The sequence below is a fragment of the Paraburkholderia rhynchosiae genome (genome assembly GCF_002879865.1).
Lineage (GTDB): Bacteria > Pseudomonadota > Gammaproteobacteria > Burkholderiales > Burkholderiaceae > Paraburkholderia > Paraburkholderia rhynchosiae.
Genome location: NZ_PNXY01000023.1, coordinates 1 through 15,863, shown reverse-complemented (window position 1 = coordinate 15,863; position 15,863 = coordinate 1). Strand labels below are relative to the sequence as shown.

The following is a 15,863-nucleotide window of genomic DNA, read 5'->3' as shown; positions in this document are numbered from 1 at the left end:
GAGCCAATTCATATGAAGCGCAGAACCTTCCTCGTTGGCGGCGCGGGCGCGGTGGGCGCGTTGCTGGTCGGCTGGTCCGTGCTGCCCGTGAGACAGCGCTTTACCACGGTCACGCCGTTGCCCGTTCAGGGCACGCAAGCGGCGCTCAATGGCTGGGTCAAGATTGCCGCCGACAACACCGTGACGATCATGATGTGCAAAGCGGAAATGGGGCAGGGCGTTCACACCGGCCTCGCGATGCTGCTTGCCGAAGAACTGGACGCCGACTGGTCGCGCGTGCGTGTGGAGGACGCGCCGGTCGACAACATCTACAACAGCGTGCAGAACGTCGTCGACGATCTGCCGTTTCGTCCCGATCTCGACAGCGTCACCAAGCGCACGGTCGTCTGGTTGACCCGCAAATTGGTGCGCGAGGTCGGCACAATGATGACGGGCGGTTCATCGAGCATCAACGATCTATGGACGCCGATGCGCGAAGCCGGTGCGGCAGCGCGCGCAATGTTGATAGCAGCCGCTGCTGCGCAATGGCATGTGCCGGCCGGCGAGTGCACTGCGGAAAACGGCTACGTGATGCACCCATCGGGACATAAGGCGAGCTTCGGCGAGTTGTCGTCGTTGGCGGCACAGCAGCCTTTGCCCGACAAGGCCACGTTAAAAGACCCCGCCAATTTCAAGCTGATCGGCAAACCGCTGCGTCGCATTGAGGCAGCATCGAAGATCAACGGCAGCGCGCGCTTCGGCATTGACGCGTTGCCTGATGGCCTGCTCTACGCAAGCGTCGTGATGTGCCCCACGCTCGGTGGCACGGTCACGAGTTTCGACGCGGCTTCGGCGGCGAAAATGCCGGGCTTCATCAAGGCGCTCTCCGTTGCGCCGTACAACGGCGGCACGGGCGGCGTCGCGGTGATCGCGGACAACCCGTTTCGCGCGATGAACGCGGTCGACGCGATCGACGTCACCTGGCAACACGGCGCCGCGGCGTCGCTGTCGAGCGCGGAAGTGGAGCGCCGCCTCGCGCTGGCACTCGACGATAGCGACGGCCACGCGTACTACCATCGCGGCGACGTCAACGACGCATTGAGCGGCGCGGCGCGCACCATCGCCGCCGAATATCACGCGCCGTATCTCGCGCATGGCGCGGTCGAGCCGCTCAATTGCACGGTGCACGTCGCGGACGGCGCGGCTACCGTTTGGGTGTCCACGCAAATGCCGGCGCTCGCGCGGCATCATGTAGCGAAGGTGCTGGACCTCGACGACGATAAAGTCCATGTGAATGCCCAATTGCTCGGCGGCGCATTCGGGCGGCGTCTCGAACTCGATTACATTGCGCAAGCCGCGGCGATTGCGCGCCAGGCCGGCGGTCGTCCGGTGCAAACGCTATGGTCGCGCGCACAGGACTTCACGCATGATTTCTATCGACCGGCATGCGTATCGCGATTGAAGGCCGGCCTCGACAAGAACGGCAAACTGGTTGCATGGCACAGCGCATCCGCGAGTCAGGCTATCGTTCCTGAAGCACTCGCGCGTTACTACAGCGCGCCGCGCGTTCCGCTCGACAAAACGACTTCCGAAGGCGCATTCGATCAGCCTTACGAATGGCCCGCTGCGCGCGTTGCACACAAGATCGTGGAATTGCCTGTGCCGGTTGGCTTCTGGCGGTCGGTCGGCCACTCGCATCAGGCGTTCTTCACCGAGAGCTTTACCGACGAACTCGCCGCCGCGACCGGTGAGGACCCTATCGCATTTCGTGCCGCGCTGCTTGCCGAGCATCCGCGGCATCTAGCGGTGTTAAAGCGCGTCGCTGCATTGTCCGAGTGGGAACACCCGCTGACGCATGCCGCCGATGGCGCGCCGCGTGCTCGTGGCGTCGCGCTTCATGAGGCGTTCGGCAGTGTGGTGGCGCAAGTGGCGGAAGTGTCGATCGGGCCGCACAACCGCATTCGCGTGCATCGCGTGGCGTGTGTAATCGATTGCGGCTTGCCGGTGAATCCCAATCTGATTCGTCAGCAGATGGAAAGCGGAATCGTGTTCGGTCTCTCAGCCGCGTTGCAGGACGAGATCACGATCGTGAACGGCCAGGTCGAGCAGAAGAACTTCGTCGACTTTCCGGTGGTGCGGATCAACGATTGCCCGGTAATCGAAACCGACATTATGCCGAGTCAGTTGCATCCGCAAGGCGTCGGCGAACCGGGCGTGCCGCCGATTGCGCCCGCTGTCGCCAACGCGGTGTTCGCATTGACAGGTAAGCGACTGCGCACATTGCCTTTGAAACTCACATAGCACCGAACAGGAGACGCGCATGGGATCGCTGAACATCAACGGCCGCGCGGTGGCAGTGCAAGCGGAGCCCGATATGCCGCTACTGTGGGTGCTGCGTTGTGAACTCGGTATGACGGGCACCAAGTTCGGCTGCGGCGTCGGCATTTGCGGGGCGTGCACGGTACATCTGAACGACAAGGCATGTCTGTCATGTCAGACGCCCATGTCGAGTTTGAACACGCAGAAGATAACAACGATCGAAGGAATGCAGGGCACCGAAGCGCAAGCACTGAAGGCTGCGTGGATCGACCTCGATGTGGTGCAGTGCGGCTATTGTCAAAGCGCGCAACTGATGGCCGCTTGCGCGTTGCTTAAACAGAAGCCCAATCCGACCGACGCTGACATCGACGCGGCAATGAGCAATATCGTATGCCGTTGCGGCACTTATCCGCGTGTGCGGGCCGCGATTCATCAAGCGGCGAAGCGCCGGCCCGCATAGCATGGCCGGCGCCTCACGAGCAGTAAGCCTTAGCTTGCCAGCATCTCGACCACGGCCACTACGGCCGTGAAGATGCCGATGCATCCGCCCAATGCTGCTGCGCTTTTCATGAAGGACGACATACCTTAGCCTCGTAACGTATGGTTGGTGGCAGGTATTTAACCGTAAATGAAAGGCAAAAGAAAGCTCGCCAAAAATAAATCGTAAGTTGAGCCGGTGGCGTTTATGGGGCTTTCATCGTCGGCGGTATCGGCTGGGTTTTGGCCGGTGCCGCCGCTGATGGTGTCGAGGAATCCCGCGCCGTTTGCTGAACCTGCTCCCAGCCGCCGCCGAGCGCAAGGAACAGATTCACCTGGTCGATGGCCACCTGGCCTTCGGCGAGAGCCACCTGAGATCGCGTCGACGTCAGCGTGCGAGTCGCATCCAGATCGGAAATGAACGACTCGCGGCCCGCGCGATACAGCCGATGCGTTTCATCGGCCGATTGCGCCGCCGACTTCAGCGCGGCACGCAACGCCTCGGCGCGAGCGTAGTCCGATGCATACGTGGCCAGGCCGGTTTCGGTTTCGCGCAACGCGGTCAGCACGACGCCATCGAAGCGGGCGAGCGCGACCTGACTCGACGCCTGCGCTTCACGCACGCGGCCACGCGCGCCGTTTGCCGGGAACGTCCAACTGATCAGCGGACCGAAGCCCCAGCGCGCGGTGGGCGAAGTGCCGAGGTCTTCGAGCACGCCGGTCAAACCCGCCGATGCGCCAATGCTCACGGTCGGATATAGCGCGCCAGTGGCAACGCCGATTCGTGCCGTGGACGCCGCCAACTGACGCTCCGCCTCGCGTACATCCGGCCGGCGTTTGAGCAGCGCAGCGCCGTCGCCGACCGGAATCGGCTGACGGATCTGCGGGAGCTTTTCGCAAGCAAGAACGGCGGACGGCAGGTCGGACGGCGCGCGCGCGAGCAGCGCCGCGAGGCGGTACTGCGCGATCTTGCGACGCGCGGTGTAGCGCGGAATATCCGCCGACAACGTGTCCACCTGAGTTTGTCCGCGCGTGACTTCTGTCTGATTGCCGCGTCCCGCATCGCGCAGACGGCGCGATACATCCACGCGCTGTCTTTGCAACGCGAGCGACTGCTGCGCGATTTTCAATTCCTCCGCCGCCGAGCATTGTTCGACGTAAGCCCGCACCACATCGGCCACCACCGAGATTCGCGCGAGATCGCCCGCCGCTTGCACGGCCTCGGTGTCCGCTTGCGCCGCTTCCACGCCGCGCCGCAGTTTGCCGAACAGATCGATTTCATACGCGACGCTGACGCCGATGTCGCCTTCATTCACGACCGGCAACTTCTCGGTGAGCAAATATTGTTCGGCCGATTCCTGCGCGCGCTGAACCACAGCGGACGTCTTGCCGGAAAAGCCGCCTTGCGCTTGCGCGACGCCCAATGCTTCACGCGAGCGTGCGAGATTCGCGGCGGCCACGCGTAAGTCGGTGTTCGATTGCAGCGCTTCGTCGACGAGACCGTTCAGCACCGGATCGTCGTAGAGCTTCCACCACACGGCCCGCACATTGCCGCGTGACGTGAGCGAAGTGTCCGCGCCCTCGATCGGTGCATTCGCGAGCGGCGCGTTGACGAGCGCGTCTTTCGGCAATGAGTAGTTGGGGCCGACATTCATGCAGCCGCTGAGCGCCGCCGTGAGAGGCAACACAGACAATAGCGGCAGTAGCGGCAACAGCCGCAGCAGCGCGAGCGAACGCGGAAACGGCACGGTGCGCGGCATTTTCATTGCGAAGCGCCCGAAGCGATCGCAGCAGACGCAGGCTGCGCAGTTGAGGCGCTCGACACACTCGAAGCACCCGCAACACGTGAAGCGCGCGCGTTCGACATGTCTCGCACCGACACAGTCGCGGTGCGTCCCGCGATCATGCGGAAATCGGCGGGCACTTCATCGAGCGCGACACGTACCGGAATGCGCTGCGCGAGCCGCACCCAACTGAAGGCCGGATTCACGTTCGGCAGCAGACTCGAGCCTTGCGTGCGGTCGCGGTCCTCGATGCCCGCGACGATGCTTTGCACGTGGCCACGCAGCTTGTGCGGCTCGCCCATCACGTCGATGTCGACCGGCTGGCCGATGTTGATGCCGCCAAGCTTTGTTTCCTCGAAGTAGCCGTCCACACGAAACGAATGCATGTCGACCACGGACAGCACCGCGCGCCCCGCCGCGACGAATTCGCCGGCACGCGGCGCGCGGTCGTTCAGATAACCGTCGACGGGGCTCACAATCGTCGCGCGTTGCAGGTTCAGCTTTGCGGTGTCGATGGCGACGTTCGCATCGGCGAGCGCGGCTTCCGCCTGATCGACACGTGAGCGGCTTTCTTCGGCGACTTCGGCGGCGACCAGGTTGCCGAGCTTGCGATTGCGCGTATCTTCTCGGCGCGCCTGATCCAGCGTGGCGCGGCGTTGCTGCGCGGTGGCCTGCGCCTGACGCAGCGCGAGCGCGTAACGCGCCTGATCGATGACGAACAGCACCTGGCCTTGCTTGACCTGCTGGTTATCCACCACTTCGACGGATGAAATCAGTCCCGAGACATCTGGCGCCACCTGGATCACGTCGGCGCGCACGTGTCCGTCGCGAGTCCACGGCGCGAACATGTAGTAGCCGATCAGCTTCCACAGCACCAGAGCCGCGGCCACGACGACGATCAGGGTCAGCAGGATCTGACCGACGGAGAACCAGGTTTTTTTCACGTTGATTTCACGAAACGAGTCTGTGCGAAACGACGACGACAAGGCCCAACACCAGCACATAGATGCCGAGATCGAAGATCGAGCGATGCCACACGAAGCGGTAAAAACCGACGCGCGCAAGCACCGTGCGAATCGCGAGGTTGATCAGATACGCGACCAACATCAGCACGAGCACGGCCGGCACGAACACGCCGAAAATATCTATTTCACCGATCATCGCAGGGAAGAGGGAAAGGTGTTGAGCGGCGCATCAGGCACTGGCCTCGGATGCGGGCGGCGTGCGTGTCTGGAGCGTGGCCGGAAACAGCGAAAGGCGCAAGCCGACCAGCGCGTGCAGCGCATCGCGCAAGTGGCGTGCCGAAGTTTGCGATGTCGCGCTGCGCGCTTCTGCATTGGCAAGGCCCTGGGTGATGACGCGTCCCACGGCGGAATCGATCGACGACATCAGGCTCTCGGGCACCGGTTCGCGCGTGTGGCGGTCCACGCAACTTTCGTAATAAGCGCGTACGCCGTCGAGCACGTGCTCGATCGCGGCCGGCGCTTCGCCGCCGAGCTTGTGCGTGAGACGACGCAGATCGATGGCATTGAAGCCGATGCGCAGATCACGAAAGCTCTCGATGGAAGGATGACGATGGTCGTCGGTCGCGGCGAGGCGCGGGATCAATTGCATCAGACGGTCGAGCATGCGCGCCGCGTGATTGCGCGGGTCTTCGATTGGCCGCGTGGACGCGGTCAATGCGACATCGGTCCAGCTCGAGCGCAACAGTCGCGCCGCCGCGAGTTCCGCGCCGAACGGGCGCGTGACGCGAGTCCACAAATACGCATAGAGAAGCCCCGCGAGGCCCGCAAGATTGCTGTTCAGGAAGGTCAGAAAATTGGCGTCGTACGCATCCTGAATGCTGATGAACGTGGCCGTGTTCACCGCGACGAGCACCGTGGCCATGTTGAACTGCGGGCGCGGAATCAGTGTGCCGACGAGGATGAACGGCGCGGCGAACATGATGACGAGCATCGGAAAGTCATGCACGTGCGGCAGCACCGCGAACAGATAGACGCCTGCTGCCACCACGCTGATTGCGGTTGCGACGAAGAAGCGGAACACCATGGGCGCGGGTTCGTCGAGCGCGGCGAAGAAACAGCAGGCTACCGCAGCCAACGTCACCGCACTGGCGCCGTCCGCCCAGCCTGAACCGATCCACAGGCTGCACGCGAGAATCACGGCGACACCGGCCGAGCCGGTCGAAAACAGCATCATACCGCGATCGTAAAAACGCTCCGTGCCGCCGAGCCGCCAGTGGCGAAAACGCGGACGCCAGAAGCCTTCTTCACGCGTGATGCTGATGCGCAGCGAGCGGCAGTCCTGCCACACATCGATCACCTGCTTCATGCGCCATAGCGCGTTGGAAAGCAATGCGCCGTCCCATGTGGCGAGCGCGGCGGGCGGCGGCTGCATTGCGGCAATACGCTCGCGCAGGGCATTCGCGGCGGGGTCGGGATGGTAGCCCTCGCTGGCCGCGGGCAGCGGCGCATTGAACCACTCGATGACATCGGCGAGCAGCGCTTCCAGACCTTCGGGCCACTTGTGGCTGCCACTGTTGTACAGCGCGATCAGCGGATCGGCGAGCGACGACATGATTGGCAGCAGCAACTGCATGCGTCCGCGAAGTTCATGCGCGCGCCTGAGTATGTCGGGGCGTGTGTGGTCGTAAGCCAGTTGACTCAGCAGCAATTCCAGACCGTTGATGGTGGTCGCAAGCCGCTGCCGTGCACTCGAGATCGCCGAGCCCGCGATGCGGCCCGACAGCGTTTCGGTGGCGTAGAACGCCGCGTCGCGAAACCATGCGTCGGTCCGCTCGATGATGGTCGGCGCCAGCCGGCTCGGAAACAGCACGCTGCCGACAATGCTCGCGCAGACGATGCCGAGCGTGATCTCTTCAGTGCGGCTGACGGCGAGGTCGAACACGCCGGACGGATTGGTGACGGCCGGCAGCGCGATGATCGGCATCGTATAGCTCGCCAGCAGGAACACATAGCTGCGCGCGGTGCGGTCCGATACGGCCAGATATAGCAGCGTGCCGGTCCATAGCGCGAGGATCACGCTGAACAGATACGGCGATTCGACGAAAGGCGGCACCAGCAGAACGGCCGCCGACGCGCCGAGCACGGTGCCGAGCGCGCGGTAGATTGCCTTCGAACGCGTCGCGCCGACAAACGGATTCGACACGATGTACACCGTCGCCATCGCCCAGTAGGGCCGCGGCAGTTGGAGCGCGAGGCCGAGGTAAAGCGCGATCATCGCGGCGGCGAATGTCTTGACCGAAAAGAGCCAGTCGCGAACGGAGGGATAGATCATGACGCGTTACGCCGAACCTCTGACGTTGCGCGGCGCGGTTGCGCGGGGTTTACTGCTTGTTCTGCTTTTCAAAGGCTTGTCAGGATTGGTCGCCTTACTAGCCCTGGTCGACCCGGCGGCTTTGGCTTCATCAGGGAACTCGGCGGAATCCGCGGTGAAGGCGGCCAGAACGCGCAAGGTGGCTTCCAGATCGCTGCGTGAGACGCCTTTCAAAGCTTGCGCGCGCAGCGTGACCAGTTCCTCTTCCATTTGTGCGGTGACGGCGCGGCCTTCCTTCGTCAGCACCACCGTTTTGGCGCGCCGGTCTTCGGGATCTTCGTCGCGACGCATCAGGCCGGCGGCGCAAAGCTGATCCAGCAGCCGCACAAGCGAAGGCCCTTCGATGCCGATGTAATCCGCCAGTGTGACCTGACGCACCGCCGCGCCGAGCCGGCCCGCGGTGAGCAGCGGCGTGGCGCACGCCTCCGAGACATTGAAGGCGGACAGCACGCCATGACTCGTACGCCGCCATTTTCGGGCAGCGATCACCAACGTGCTGCTAACTTTGCGGCGCAAGGCATCGAGATTCGTCATGGCCGGTATTGTATTTCCAAAACAATCGTTAGCAAACTATCGAATTGGGAATTTTTGACGAAGCGGGACGGGAGATGCGTTTCAGGCGGCGAGCCCAAGCCTGATCGTACGCGCCAGGTCGTCGAGCTGGAAAGGTTTGCGCAGGACGGTGCAGCGTTCCACCGCGAGACCGGAAATATCGATGTCGGCGTAACCCGTCGCGAGAATCACCGGCAAATCCCTGCGCAGCTTGCGCGCTTCCGCGATCACGTCGATGCCGTTCATGCCCGGCATCGCAAAGTCGACCATCAGCAGGTCGGGGTTGTCGTCCTGCAAGCGGTTCAAACCGGCTCGTCCGTCGGCGGCTTCTGTCACGTTGTAGCCGAGCATTTTCAGCGACTCGACGAGCATCGCCCGCACTTCGCTGTCGTCTTCGATCACGAGCACGCGTTTTTCGCCGACGGCATTCGCTTCGGTATCGGAGGCCTCGGTGGTCTGCGGCGCCACGCGGTCGCGCAACGGCAGCCAGACTTCGACCGTAGTGCCGACGCCTTCCTCGCTGAAGAGCCGCGCGGTGCCGCCGGCTTGCCGCGCGATGCCGTAGACCTGGCTTAAGCCGAGTCCGGTGCCTTTGCCGATCGGCTTCGTCGTGAAGAACGGATCGAACACGCGCGACACGACATTGGGTGGCACGCCCGAGCCGGTATCGGTGACTTCGATCACGACATAACGGCCGTCCACGAGTGTCTGGTCAGGCGCCGCGCGCTCCTTCACGCGGATGCTGAGCTGGCCGCCGCCCGGCATCGCATCGCGCGCGTTGATCGCGAGATTGAGCACGGCCAGCTCCAGCTGATTCGCGTCGGCCTGCGTCCACATCTCGTCGCCTTCGAAGTCGTTGGTGTAATGAATTCCCGATCCGAGCGACACGGTGATGATGTCGCGCATGCCTTGCAGCAACGCGACCACGTCTACGGCTTTCAGGTCCAGGTTGCTGTTGCGCGAGAAGGTCAGCAACTGCCCCGTCAGCTTCGCGCCGCGTTCGGTCGCGCGCTTCACCGTCGCGGCCATGCCGCGAATGCGCTCGTCGCCGCTGACCCGCGCGATCAATTCCGCATTCACCATGATGACGTTCAGCAGATTGTTGAAGTCGTGCGCGATGCCGCCGGTGAGCTGCCCGAGTGCTTCCATCTTCTGCGATTGCACGAGCACGGCCTGCACTTTCGAGCGCTCGTGGATTTCCATCATCAGCCGGTTGTTCGCCGAAGCCAGCTCCTGCGTACGTTCTGTAATCCGGCTCTCCAGCGAATCGTTTAGCTGGACTAATGCTTCTTGCGCCTCGATCCGTTCCGCCAGATGACGGCGCGATTCATACTGCCGCGCGCGCGCTCGCAGCGCCGACGCCACTGCGCGCCGCAGCGTCTCCGAGTTCAACGGACGTTCGAGCACGACGACATTGCCAAGCCGCTCCAGCACTTCTATCCCGTGCGCCGAGCGATGCCCGACACGCATGGCCGCGAGCAGAATGAACGGGAAGTCGGACCATGCTGGCTGTTGTTCCAGCCAATTGAAGAGACGCACCGCGTGTTCGTCCGCGAGCGCTTCTTCGGTGATCAACGCGCTGCCGGCGCCGGCGTTCAGCGCTTCTGTGAGCGCGTTCGTATCGCGGCAGGCAACACATACGCGATGGTCCTTGTTCAGCACCTCGGCAATGACATCGGCATCGCGGCCGAACGGCGCGAGGATGAGGACGCGTTGCTCCATCACGTTACTGCCGCGACGTGTCGATGATGTGCTCCGTCGCGCCGAGTAGCGCGGTGCTGCCACGGTAAGACGGCAGCCCGGATAGCACGCCTTCGAAGTCGCGCAGCGCTTCGCCCACTTCGATGCCCTGGTTCGTGAGCCGGAACTGGCGGATCGAGCGTTCGTGTGCGTTGGCGCGGCTCTTCACGGCGGTCACGGCGGTCAGAACTTCGCCGTGGTGTTCGAAGTAGCGGAACAATATGACGACATCGCTCAGGTAGCTGATATCGATATCGCTTTGAACTTCGCCGATGATCCCGTGCTGCCCCAGCACGAGCATCGTGATAACGCCTTGCTGATTGAGATAACCGAGCAGTTCATGCATCTGCAGAAGCAGGTAGCGCTCGCCGGGCATGGCTTGCAGGTATGCGTTCAGACTGTCGATCGCGACATATCGCACGCCCCTTTTCTCGACCGAATTGCGCACGTCGCTCGCGAATTCGCCTGGCGAGATTTCGGCGGGGTCGATCTGGCGCAGCGTTAGCAGTCCGCTCTGAACATAGGGCTGCAGAATCATGCCGACCGTCGCGCAACGGGCGGTCAGTGTGACGAGCGTCTCGTCGAAGACGTAGTACACACAACGTTCGCCGCGCTCGAGGGCCGCAATCAGACACGAAACGACGGTGGTCGTTTTGCCCACGCCCGACGGCCCGATCAACAGTGCATTGGTGCCGGGTATCAGTCCGCCGCCGAGCAGCGAGTCGAGGCCTTGCGTGCCGGTACTCATTACTTGCGAGTCGAAGTCCGCGTGATGTTCGGCGGCGACGAGGCGCGGATACACGTGGATGCCGCCTGTGTCGAGCGTGAAGTCGTGATAGCCCTCGCGAAATTTGATGCCGCGCATCTTCGCGATGCGCATGCGCCGGCGATTGCCGCCGTAACCGTGCACGACGTTGTCGAGCGCAATCACGCCGTGCGCGATGCTGTGCAATTGCACGTCGCCAGGGTCGGACTTGTTGTCGTCGAGCAGCAGCACCGTGCAGGCGCGCGTGGCGAAATAGCGCTTGAGCGCGAGGATTTGCCGCCGGTAGCGCAGCGCATTCTGCGACAGCAGACGCAGCTCTGACAGACTGTCGAGCACGATGCGCGACGGTTTGATTTCTTCGACTTGCTGGATGACATGCCGCACGGTCTCGCCGAGTTCGACTTCGGCCGGATGCAGCACGGTCTGCTCGAATTGCGGATCGAGGCCCTCGTCGGAAAGCAACTCGAGAATGGTGAACCGGCTGATGTCCCAACCATGGCTGTTGGCCACTGAGATCAATTCCGCACGCGTCTCGGACAGCGTAATGTAAAGGCCGACCTGGCCTTCTTCGACGCCCATGAGTAAAAATTGCAAGGCGAGGGTAGTTTTGCCCGTGCCGGGCGCGCCTTCCACGAGATACATGCGGTGTGGCGTGAGACCGCCTCCGAGGACGTTATCGATTCCATCGATTCCCGAGCGAAGGCGGATCGGCGTATGACTGGCAGCGTCTTTGGACATAGCGTGGTTGTGGGATCAATGATTGGACTGAAGGTCGGTCAGCCGTAACACCAGAACGCAAGTTGTATGCCTATCTGCGAGCCACGCGGAGCGAAATGCGTGCGGGAGATGGCCGGGGAACAGCACAAACCGCGAATCGACCCGTGAACCACTTTGGAGGACTGTGCCGATATGAAAACCAGCAAGCTGTTCTTCACGACGTTCGCTGTTGCTTCGCTGGCCGGCATCGTGCCATGCGCAGCGAATGCCGACGATTCGCCGACCCCCTGCGCGTCCCTCAAACGTATCGTGGCCGCTGGGCCGGGCGGATTCGCTTCCCTCACGCCGGACGACGGCAAAGGCGTCGCTCAACCGTATGGCGAGGACGCGCAATGCTCGGCGGCCCCTGGAAGCTACCAGTGCGTGTGGACGCCGCATCGCGATTCAGGTTCGACCGCCGATGCGTTGCAAGCCGTCGCGGCCGACATTGCTTCGTGTCTGCCGGACGCGACGCACGATCAGAATTCGCCGGGACGTCAGCACTTTTATCTTGGCACGCCTGGCAAGCGCACTGAAATTACCTTGACCTCCGCGGGTTCGGGCAAGCTGCGCCTGTCGATATCGGGAAGGTGAGGGTGGATGTGCGCAACGACGCTCAGTATGAGGCGGGCCACCATGTCCAGCCGCGCAGCGGCGAGCGCTGAAATTCCACGACGGTGAGCGGCGCGATTTCAATGCGTGGAAATATGGCCGAGGGTGCCCCCAGCACATGCACGAGCGCCGCGCGGATCAGCGGTGCATGGGTGATCGCGACGACTTCGCGTGTATGGGCCATCGCGCGGTCCGGCGCTACGTCTAGTGCGTCAAGCCATTCTCCGATTCGCTGCTGGGCCTGAGTGAACGGCTCGCCGCCGTGAGGCGCGGCTTCGGGATCGTGCGTCCAGGCGGCCAGGTCGCCTGGCGTGTGCGCGGCAAGGTCCGCGAGGCGCTGGCCTTGCCAGTCGCCGCAGTCGATATCTGCGAGCGCGGCATCGACCGTCGCAGTCAGTCCGAGCGCTAACGCCGTCTCACGCGCGCAAACGGCCGGGCTGACGAAAGCGGTTGCATCGCCGGCAAACGACAAGCGCGCGCGCGCGGCTTGCGCTTCGGCAAGGCCGCGAGCGTCGAGCGGATCGTCGGCGGGAATGCGGCCCGTGCGCAGGGCCGCCGTCGACGCATGGCTGACCAGTAACAGCCGTATGTTCATTCTCCACTTCCCATGAATACCGCTTGCGTGCCCGCGATAGCTCGCGCCGAAGTTTAGCGCGTAGAATAGCCGGACCGCGAAGCGCGGAAGCCGGTGAGAGCCCGGCGCGGTCGCGCCACTGTAATCGGCATCGCAAGCCGAAAGCCAGACCTGAGCTTCGCACCATCCTCTGCATTCGACAACGGGGCGCGCTACCCCAGGAGATGTCCATCATGACTGAAGCTGTTTTCGATCCCGCCATTCAGCCCACGCCGATTCCCCTGCGTGAATTGCTGCCTTGGGCCCTATTCGGCGGATTGCTGCTGTTGCTCGCGCTGTACTTCGTCGGTGCGGAACAGGGCGCGACTTCTTTAGTGCCTGGCATGTACGTGCATGAGTTCGTGCACGACGGCCGCCATCTGCTCGGCTTTCCCTGCCACTAACGGAGCAGAACATGGTCGGTAAGTTGCTGTTACGCGGGATGCTCGCAGGCATCGCCGCGGGACTGCTCACGTTCGCGTTTGCCCGCGTGGCAGGCGAGCCGCAGGTGAATCAGGCGATTTCCTTCGAAGAAAAAGCCGAGGCCGCAGGCGGCGCGGCGCATGAACATGAACATGCGGATGAACACCAGCATGCGCACGAGCAGGAACTCGTCAGTCGCGATACGCAAGCCGGATTGGGACTGCTGGCCGGCGTCGTGACATACGGCGCGGCGTTCGGCGGACTGTTTTCGCTGGTGTTCGCCTACGCGTACGGGCGAGTGGGCGCGATGAGCGCACGCGCGTTGTCGGCGTGGCTTGCGCTGGGCGCTTTCGTCGCGCTGGTGATTGTTCCGAACATCAAGTACCCGGCGAATCCGCCAGCGGTCGGCGACCCCGAGACGATCGGAACGCGCACGGGCCTGTTCTTCCTGATGATCGCGATCTCGCTGACGGCGCTGGTCTTTTCGGTGAAGGTGCGGCGTCGTGCGGCGCTGAAGCTCGGCGCATGGAACGGCTCGATCGTGGCGGGGCTGGTGTTCATCGCGATCATCGCTGTGGTGCAGATCTCGATGCCCGTTATCGACGAAGTGCCGGCCGGTTTTCCTGCCGCGCTGCTGTGGAAATTCCGCGTGGCGGCGCTCGGCATGCAGGCGATTATGTGGACGACGATTGGGCTGCTGTTTGGGGCAATTGTTGAGCGGAGTTCGTTTATGCGTTCGGGGAGCCGGACGGCGGCTCCGTCAGTTTGATGTCTCTGGTGTTTGCTTGAGGGGTGCCTCGATAGCATGCCGACATCGTGAACGGGCAATGACTCATTGCCGAGAGGCTTGCGCCTTCCCGCGTGATATCGACAATTGAAACTGTAGGGCAACTATCCTTCGGAAACTCATTAGGAAATAGCCGGATAGCGGTGCATTAATTCGAAGATGGATTCGCGGAGCCATCGGTGCCCCGGATCGTTATGCTGACGGGCATGCCATAGCGAATACAGCCCGTACGGTGAAGCCCGATCGGGCAATGGATACTGCTTGACGTCCGCGGCTGTCGCAATGTCCTCGCTCAGCCGGGTCGGAACCGTCGCAAGCAGATCAGTGCCTTTGAGCCAGGGCACCGAAAGAAAGCCGCCGACTGTAACGAAGATCTTGCGCCGTATGCCCTTGCGCTCAAGGATGTTGCCGCGCAGATGGTCGTCTGAGCCGGAGGCTACGACAACGTGTTCCTCGGTTTGGTAAGCCTTCCAGTTCAGGGTTGAACGGATGCGCGAGTGGTGCTTCCAGGCGAGCACTACATAGTCGTGTTGAAACAGTGTTTGCCGATAGATCGAATCCTTCACCGTCGTGATATTGCCGAGCGCTAACTCAACAGAGCCGGCTTCCAAAGCATCCGCGATGTTTTCGTTCGGCATGCGACGCGTTCGCAGCGTGCACATGGGTGCGTGCTTTTTCAGATGCTGCATGAGCGGCGGCAAGAACACGACTTCGGCCATGTCCACCATCGCTAGCGAGAACTCGCGCCGGGCGGTTCCCGGATCGAACTGCGACATCGCCAATACTTCCGAAAGAAGTGTCTCCATGATGCGGCGTACTGGCTCATGCAATGCGTTTGCCCTCGCCGTGGGTTCCATCGACATGCCTCGCCGCACAAACAAATCGTCATGAAACACCTCGCGCAGACGCCGCAGGTTGTGGCTTAGAGCCGACTGCGTGACGCCGAGTTGTTCGGCCGCCTGCGTCAGATTGCGATGCTCGTAGATCTTGTCGAAGACGCGAAGCAGGTTGAGGTCCATCGCCTCGTGTAGATGAATTTCGCTCATAGTATCTATTAATGTCATGACCTTTACTAATTTTGACACAAATCATCTAATTGCGGCTCTCCCACGATGTTCACGAGGAAAGAGTCGTGTTCATCCGCAATTGCTGGTACGTGGCCGCCTGGGACCACGAAGTTCCATCCGAGGGTTTTCTGAGCCGAACAATCACGGGCACGTCACTGATCTTTTGGCGTGACGCCCAGGGCGAAGTCATCGCCCTGGAGGATCGGTGCTGTCACCGTGGCGCAAAGCTGTCGAAGGGACGGCAGGAGGACGGGGGCAACTGTGTGCGCTGCATGTATCACGGGCTGGTCTTCGACCGGACCGGCCGGTGCGTAGGCGCGCCCGCACAGAGCCGCATTCCGCCACAGGCTCGGGTTCGCGCCTATCCGGTCGTGCAGCAGCATCGCTGGACGTGGATCTGGATGGGCGAACCTGAGAAGGCCGACCCCAGCCTGATTCCCGATACGCGGTGGCTCGATCATTCGGAGTGGCGCTCCTTGCCGGGTTATCTGCATTACGACGTCAACTACCTTCTGATTGCTGACACCCATTAGCGGGCCGGTGTCAAGTGAGCAATCCACATCCCCGGCTGCACCAGCAGCCGTTTCCCAGTTCTCCGAATGCAGCGGCCAACCGCGCCCGTTTCTTCATTTGCTGGCTGCGGCGGAACGCG

The 15,863-nt window shown here is 62.6% G+C and carries 15 protein-coding genes; 6 read left to right on the top strand and 9 right to left on the bottom strand.

What is annotated here, in order from left to right:
* Positions 1-12: 12 nt before the first annotated feature.
* Both C0Z16_RS26270 and C0Z16_RS26265 read left to right on the top strand, forming a co-directional pair.
* Entirely contained in the window at positions 13-2,280 is a 2,268-nt protein-coding gene (locus tag C0Z16_RS26270) for a xanthine dehydrogenase family protein molybdopterin-binding subunit (RefSeq protein WP_102634991.1), read from the top strand.
* A 19-nt stretch (positions 2,281-2,299) separates the two neighbouring features.
* The gene (locus tag C0Z16_RS26265) at positions 2,300-2,758 is read left to right on the top strand and encodes a (2Fe-2S)-binding protein (protein ID WP_102634990.1); all 459 of its coding nucleotides are present in this window, start codon (positions 2,300-2,302) and stop codon (positions 2,756-2,758) included.
* A gap of 223 nt (positions 2,759-2,981) precedes the next feature.
* Here C0Z16_RS26265 and C0Z16_RS26260 read toward each other — a convergent pair whose 3' ends face one another.
* The 7 genes from C0Z16_RS26260 to C0Z16_RS26230 form a co-directional block, all read right to left on the bottom strand.
* Entirely contained in the window at positions 2,982-4,541 is a 1,560-nt protein-coding gene (locus C0Z16_RS26260; RefSeq protein WP_102634989.1) for an efflux transporter outer membrane subunit, read from the bottom strand.
* Positions 4,538-5,503, bottom strand: a complete 966-nt coding sequence (locus tag C0Z16_RS26255) for an efflux RND transporter periplasmic adaptor subunit (RefSeq protein ID WP_102634988.1) — start codon at positions 5,501-5,503, stop codon at positions 4,538-4,540. The genes C0Z16_RS26260 and C0Z16_RS26255 overlap by 4 nt, the downstream gene beginning before the upstream one ends.
* Before the next feature lie 7 nt (positions 5,504-5,510).
* Entirely contained in the window at positions 5,511-5,720 is a 210-nt protein-coding gene (locus C0Z16_RS26250) for a DUF1656 domain-containing protein (RefSeq protein ID WP_013341883.1), read from the bottom strand.
* Positions 5,721-5,753: 33 nt separating this feature from the next.
* Positions 5,754-7,856, bottom strand: coding sequence for an FUSC family protein (locus C0Z16_RS26245; protein WP_102634987.1), 2,103 nt, complete (start codon positions 7,854-7,856; stop codon positions 5,754-5,756).
* A 6-nt stretch (positions 7,857-7,862) separates the two neighbouring features.
* Positions 7,863-8,429, bottom strand: a complete 567-nt coding sequence (locus C0Z16_RS26240; protein ID WP_102634986.1) for a MarR family winged helix-turn-helix transcriptional regulator — start codon at positions 8,427-8,429, stop codon at positions 7,863-7,865.
* 81 nt (positions 8,430-8,510) lie between these two features.
* Positions 8,511-10,169, bottom strand: a complete 1,659-nt coding sequence (locus C0Z16_RS26235; protein WP_102634985.1) for an ATP-binding protein — start codon at positions 10,167-10,169, stop codon at positions 8,511-8,513.
* A 4-nt stretch (positions 10,170-10,173) separates the two neighbouring features.
* Complete coding sequence (locus C0Z16_RS26230; RefSeq protein WP_102634984.1) at positions 10,174-11,691, bottom strand: ATPase domain-containing protein; 1,518 nt, start codon at positions 11,689-11,691, stop codon at positions 10,174-10,176.
* Positions 11,692-11,862: 171 nt separating this feature from the next.
* Here C0Z16_RS26230 and C0Z16_RS26225 point away from each other — a divergent pair, with 171 nt between their 5' ends.
* Complete coding sequence (locus C0Z16_RS26225) at positions 11,863-12,303, top strand: hypothetical protein (protein WP_102634983.1); 441 nt, start codon at positions 11,863-11,865, stop codon at positions 12,301-12,303.
* A 22-nt stretch (positions 12,304-12,325) separates the two neighbouring features.
* Here C0Z16_RS26225 and C0Z16_RS26220 read toward each other — a convergent pair whose 3' ends face one another.
* Complete coding sequence (locus C0Z16_RS26220; protein ID WP_102634982.1) at positions 12,326-12,916, bottom strand: histidine phosphatase family protein; 591 nt, start codon at positions 12,914-12,916, stop codon at positions 12,326-12,328.
* A 212-nt stretch (positions 12,917-13,128) separates the two neighbouring features.
* On the opposite strand from C0Z16_RS26220, the gene C0Z16_RS26215 reads away from it, so the two are divergent.
* Both C0Z16_RS26215 and C0Z16_RS26210 read left to right on the top strand, forming a co-directional pair.
* On the top strand, positions 13,129-13,338 hold the full coding sequence (locus C0Z16_RS26215; RefSeq protein ID WP_102634981.1) for a CbtB domain-containing protein: 210 nt from the start codon (positions 13,129-13,131) through the stop codon (positions 13,336-13,338).
* 11 nt (positions 13,339-13,349) lie between these two features.
* The gene (locus C0Z16_RS26210) at positions 13,350-14,126 is read left to right on the top strand and encodes a CbtA family protein (protein ID WP_102634980.1); all 777 of its coding nucleotides are present in this window, start codon (positions 13,350-13,352) and stop codon (positions 14,124-14,126) included.
* Between the two features lie 140 nt (positions 14,127-14,266).
* Here the strand turns inward: C0Z16_RS26210 and C0Z16_RS26205 are convergent, their stop codons facing one another.
* Positions 14,267-15,208 carry a LysR family transcriptional regulator gene (locus tag C0Z16_RS26205; protein WP_102634979.1) on the bottom strand — a complete coding sequence of 314 codons (942 nt, stop codon included), beginning with the start codon at positions 15,206-15,208 and terminating at the stop codon, positions 14,267-14,269.
* A gap of 68 nt (positions 15,209-15,276) precedes the next feature.
* Here C0Z16_RS26205 and C0Z16_RS26200 point away from each other — a divergent pair, with 68 nt between their 5' ends.
* Complete coding sequence (locus C0Z16_RS26200; RefSeq protein WP_102634978.1) at positions 15,277-15,744, top strand: Rieske 2Fe-2S domain-containing protein; 468 nt, start codon at positions 15,277-15,279, stop codon at positions 15,742-15,744.
* Positions 15,745-15,863: the final 119 nt, after the last annotated feature.

What these genes read in the sequence shown, in the direction of transcription:
- C0Z16_RS26230 (WP_102634984.1), bottom strand. Translation starts at nt 11,691, where the DNA reads ATGTCCAAAGACGCTGCCAGTCATACGCCGATCCGCCTTCGCTCGGGA.
- C0Z16_RS26240 (WP_102634986.1), bottom strand. Translation starts at nt 8,429, where the DNA reads ATGACGAATCTCGATGCCTTGCGCCGCAAAGTTAGCAGCACGTTGGTG.
- C0Z16_RS26205 (WP_102634979.1), bottom strand. Translation starts at nt 15,208, where the DNA reads ATGACATTAATAGATACTATGAGCGAAATTCATCTACACGAGGCGATG.
- C0Z16_RS26235 (WP_102634985.1), bottom strand. Translation starts at nt 10,169, where the DNA reads ATGGAGCAACGCGTCCTCATCCTCGCGCCGTTCGGCCGCGATGCCGAT.
- C0Z16_RS26260 (WP_102634989.1), bottom strand. Translation starts at nt 4,541, where the DNA reads ATGAAAATGCCGCGCACCGTGCCGTTTCCGCGTTCGCTCGCGCTGCTG.
- C0Z16_RS26220 (WP_102634982.1), bottom strand. Translation starts at nt 12,916, where the DNA reads ATGAACATACGGCTGTTACTGGTCAGCCATGCGTCGACGGCGGCCCTG.
- C0Z16_RS26250 (WP_013341883.1), bottom strand. Translation starts at nt 5,720, where the DNA reads ATGATCGGTGAAATAGATATTTTCGGCGTGTTCGTGCCGGCCGTGCTC.
- C0Z16_RS26210 (WP_102634980.1), top strand. Translation starts at nt 13,350, where the DNA reads ATGGTCGGTAAGTTGCTGTTACGCGGGATGCTCGCAGGCATCGCCGCG.
- C0Z16_RS26225 (WP_102634983.1), top strand. Translation starts at nt 11,863, where the DNA reads ATGAAAACCAGCAAGCTGTTCTTCACGACGTTCGCTGTTGCTTCGCTG.
- C0Z16_RS26270 (WP_102634991.1), top strand. Translation starts at nt 13, where the DNA reads ATGAAGCGCAGAACCTTCCTCGTTGGCGGCGCGGGCGCGGTGGGCGCG.
- C0Z16_RS26215 (WP_102634981.1), top strand. Translation starts at nt 13,129, where the DNA reads ATGACTGAAGCTGTTTTCGATCCCGCCATTCAGCCCACGCCGATTCCC.
- C0Z16_RS26245 (WP_102634987.1), bottom strand. Translation starts at nt 7,856, where the DNA reads ATGATCTATCCCTCCGTTCGCGACTGGCTCTTTTCGGTCAAGACATTC.
- C0Z16_RS26265 (WP_102634990.1), top strand. Translation starts at nt 2,300, where the DNA reads ATGGGATCGCTGAACATCAACGGCCGCGCGGTGGCAGTGCAAGCGGAG.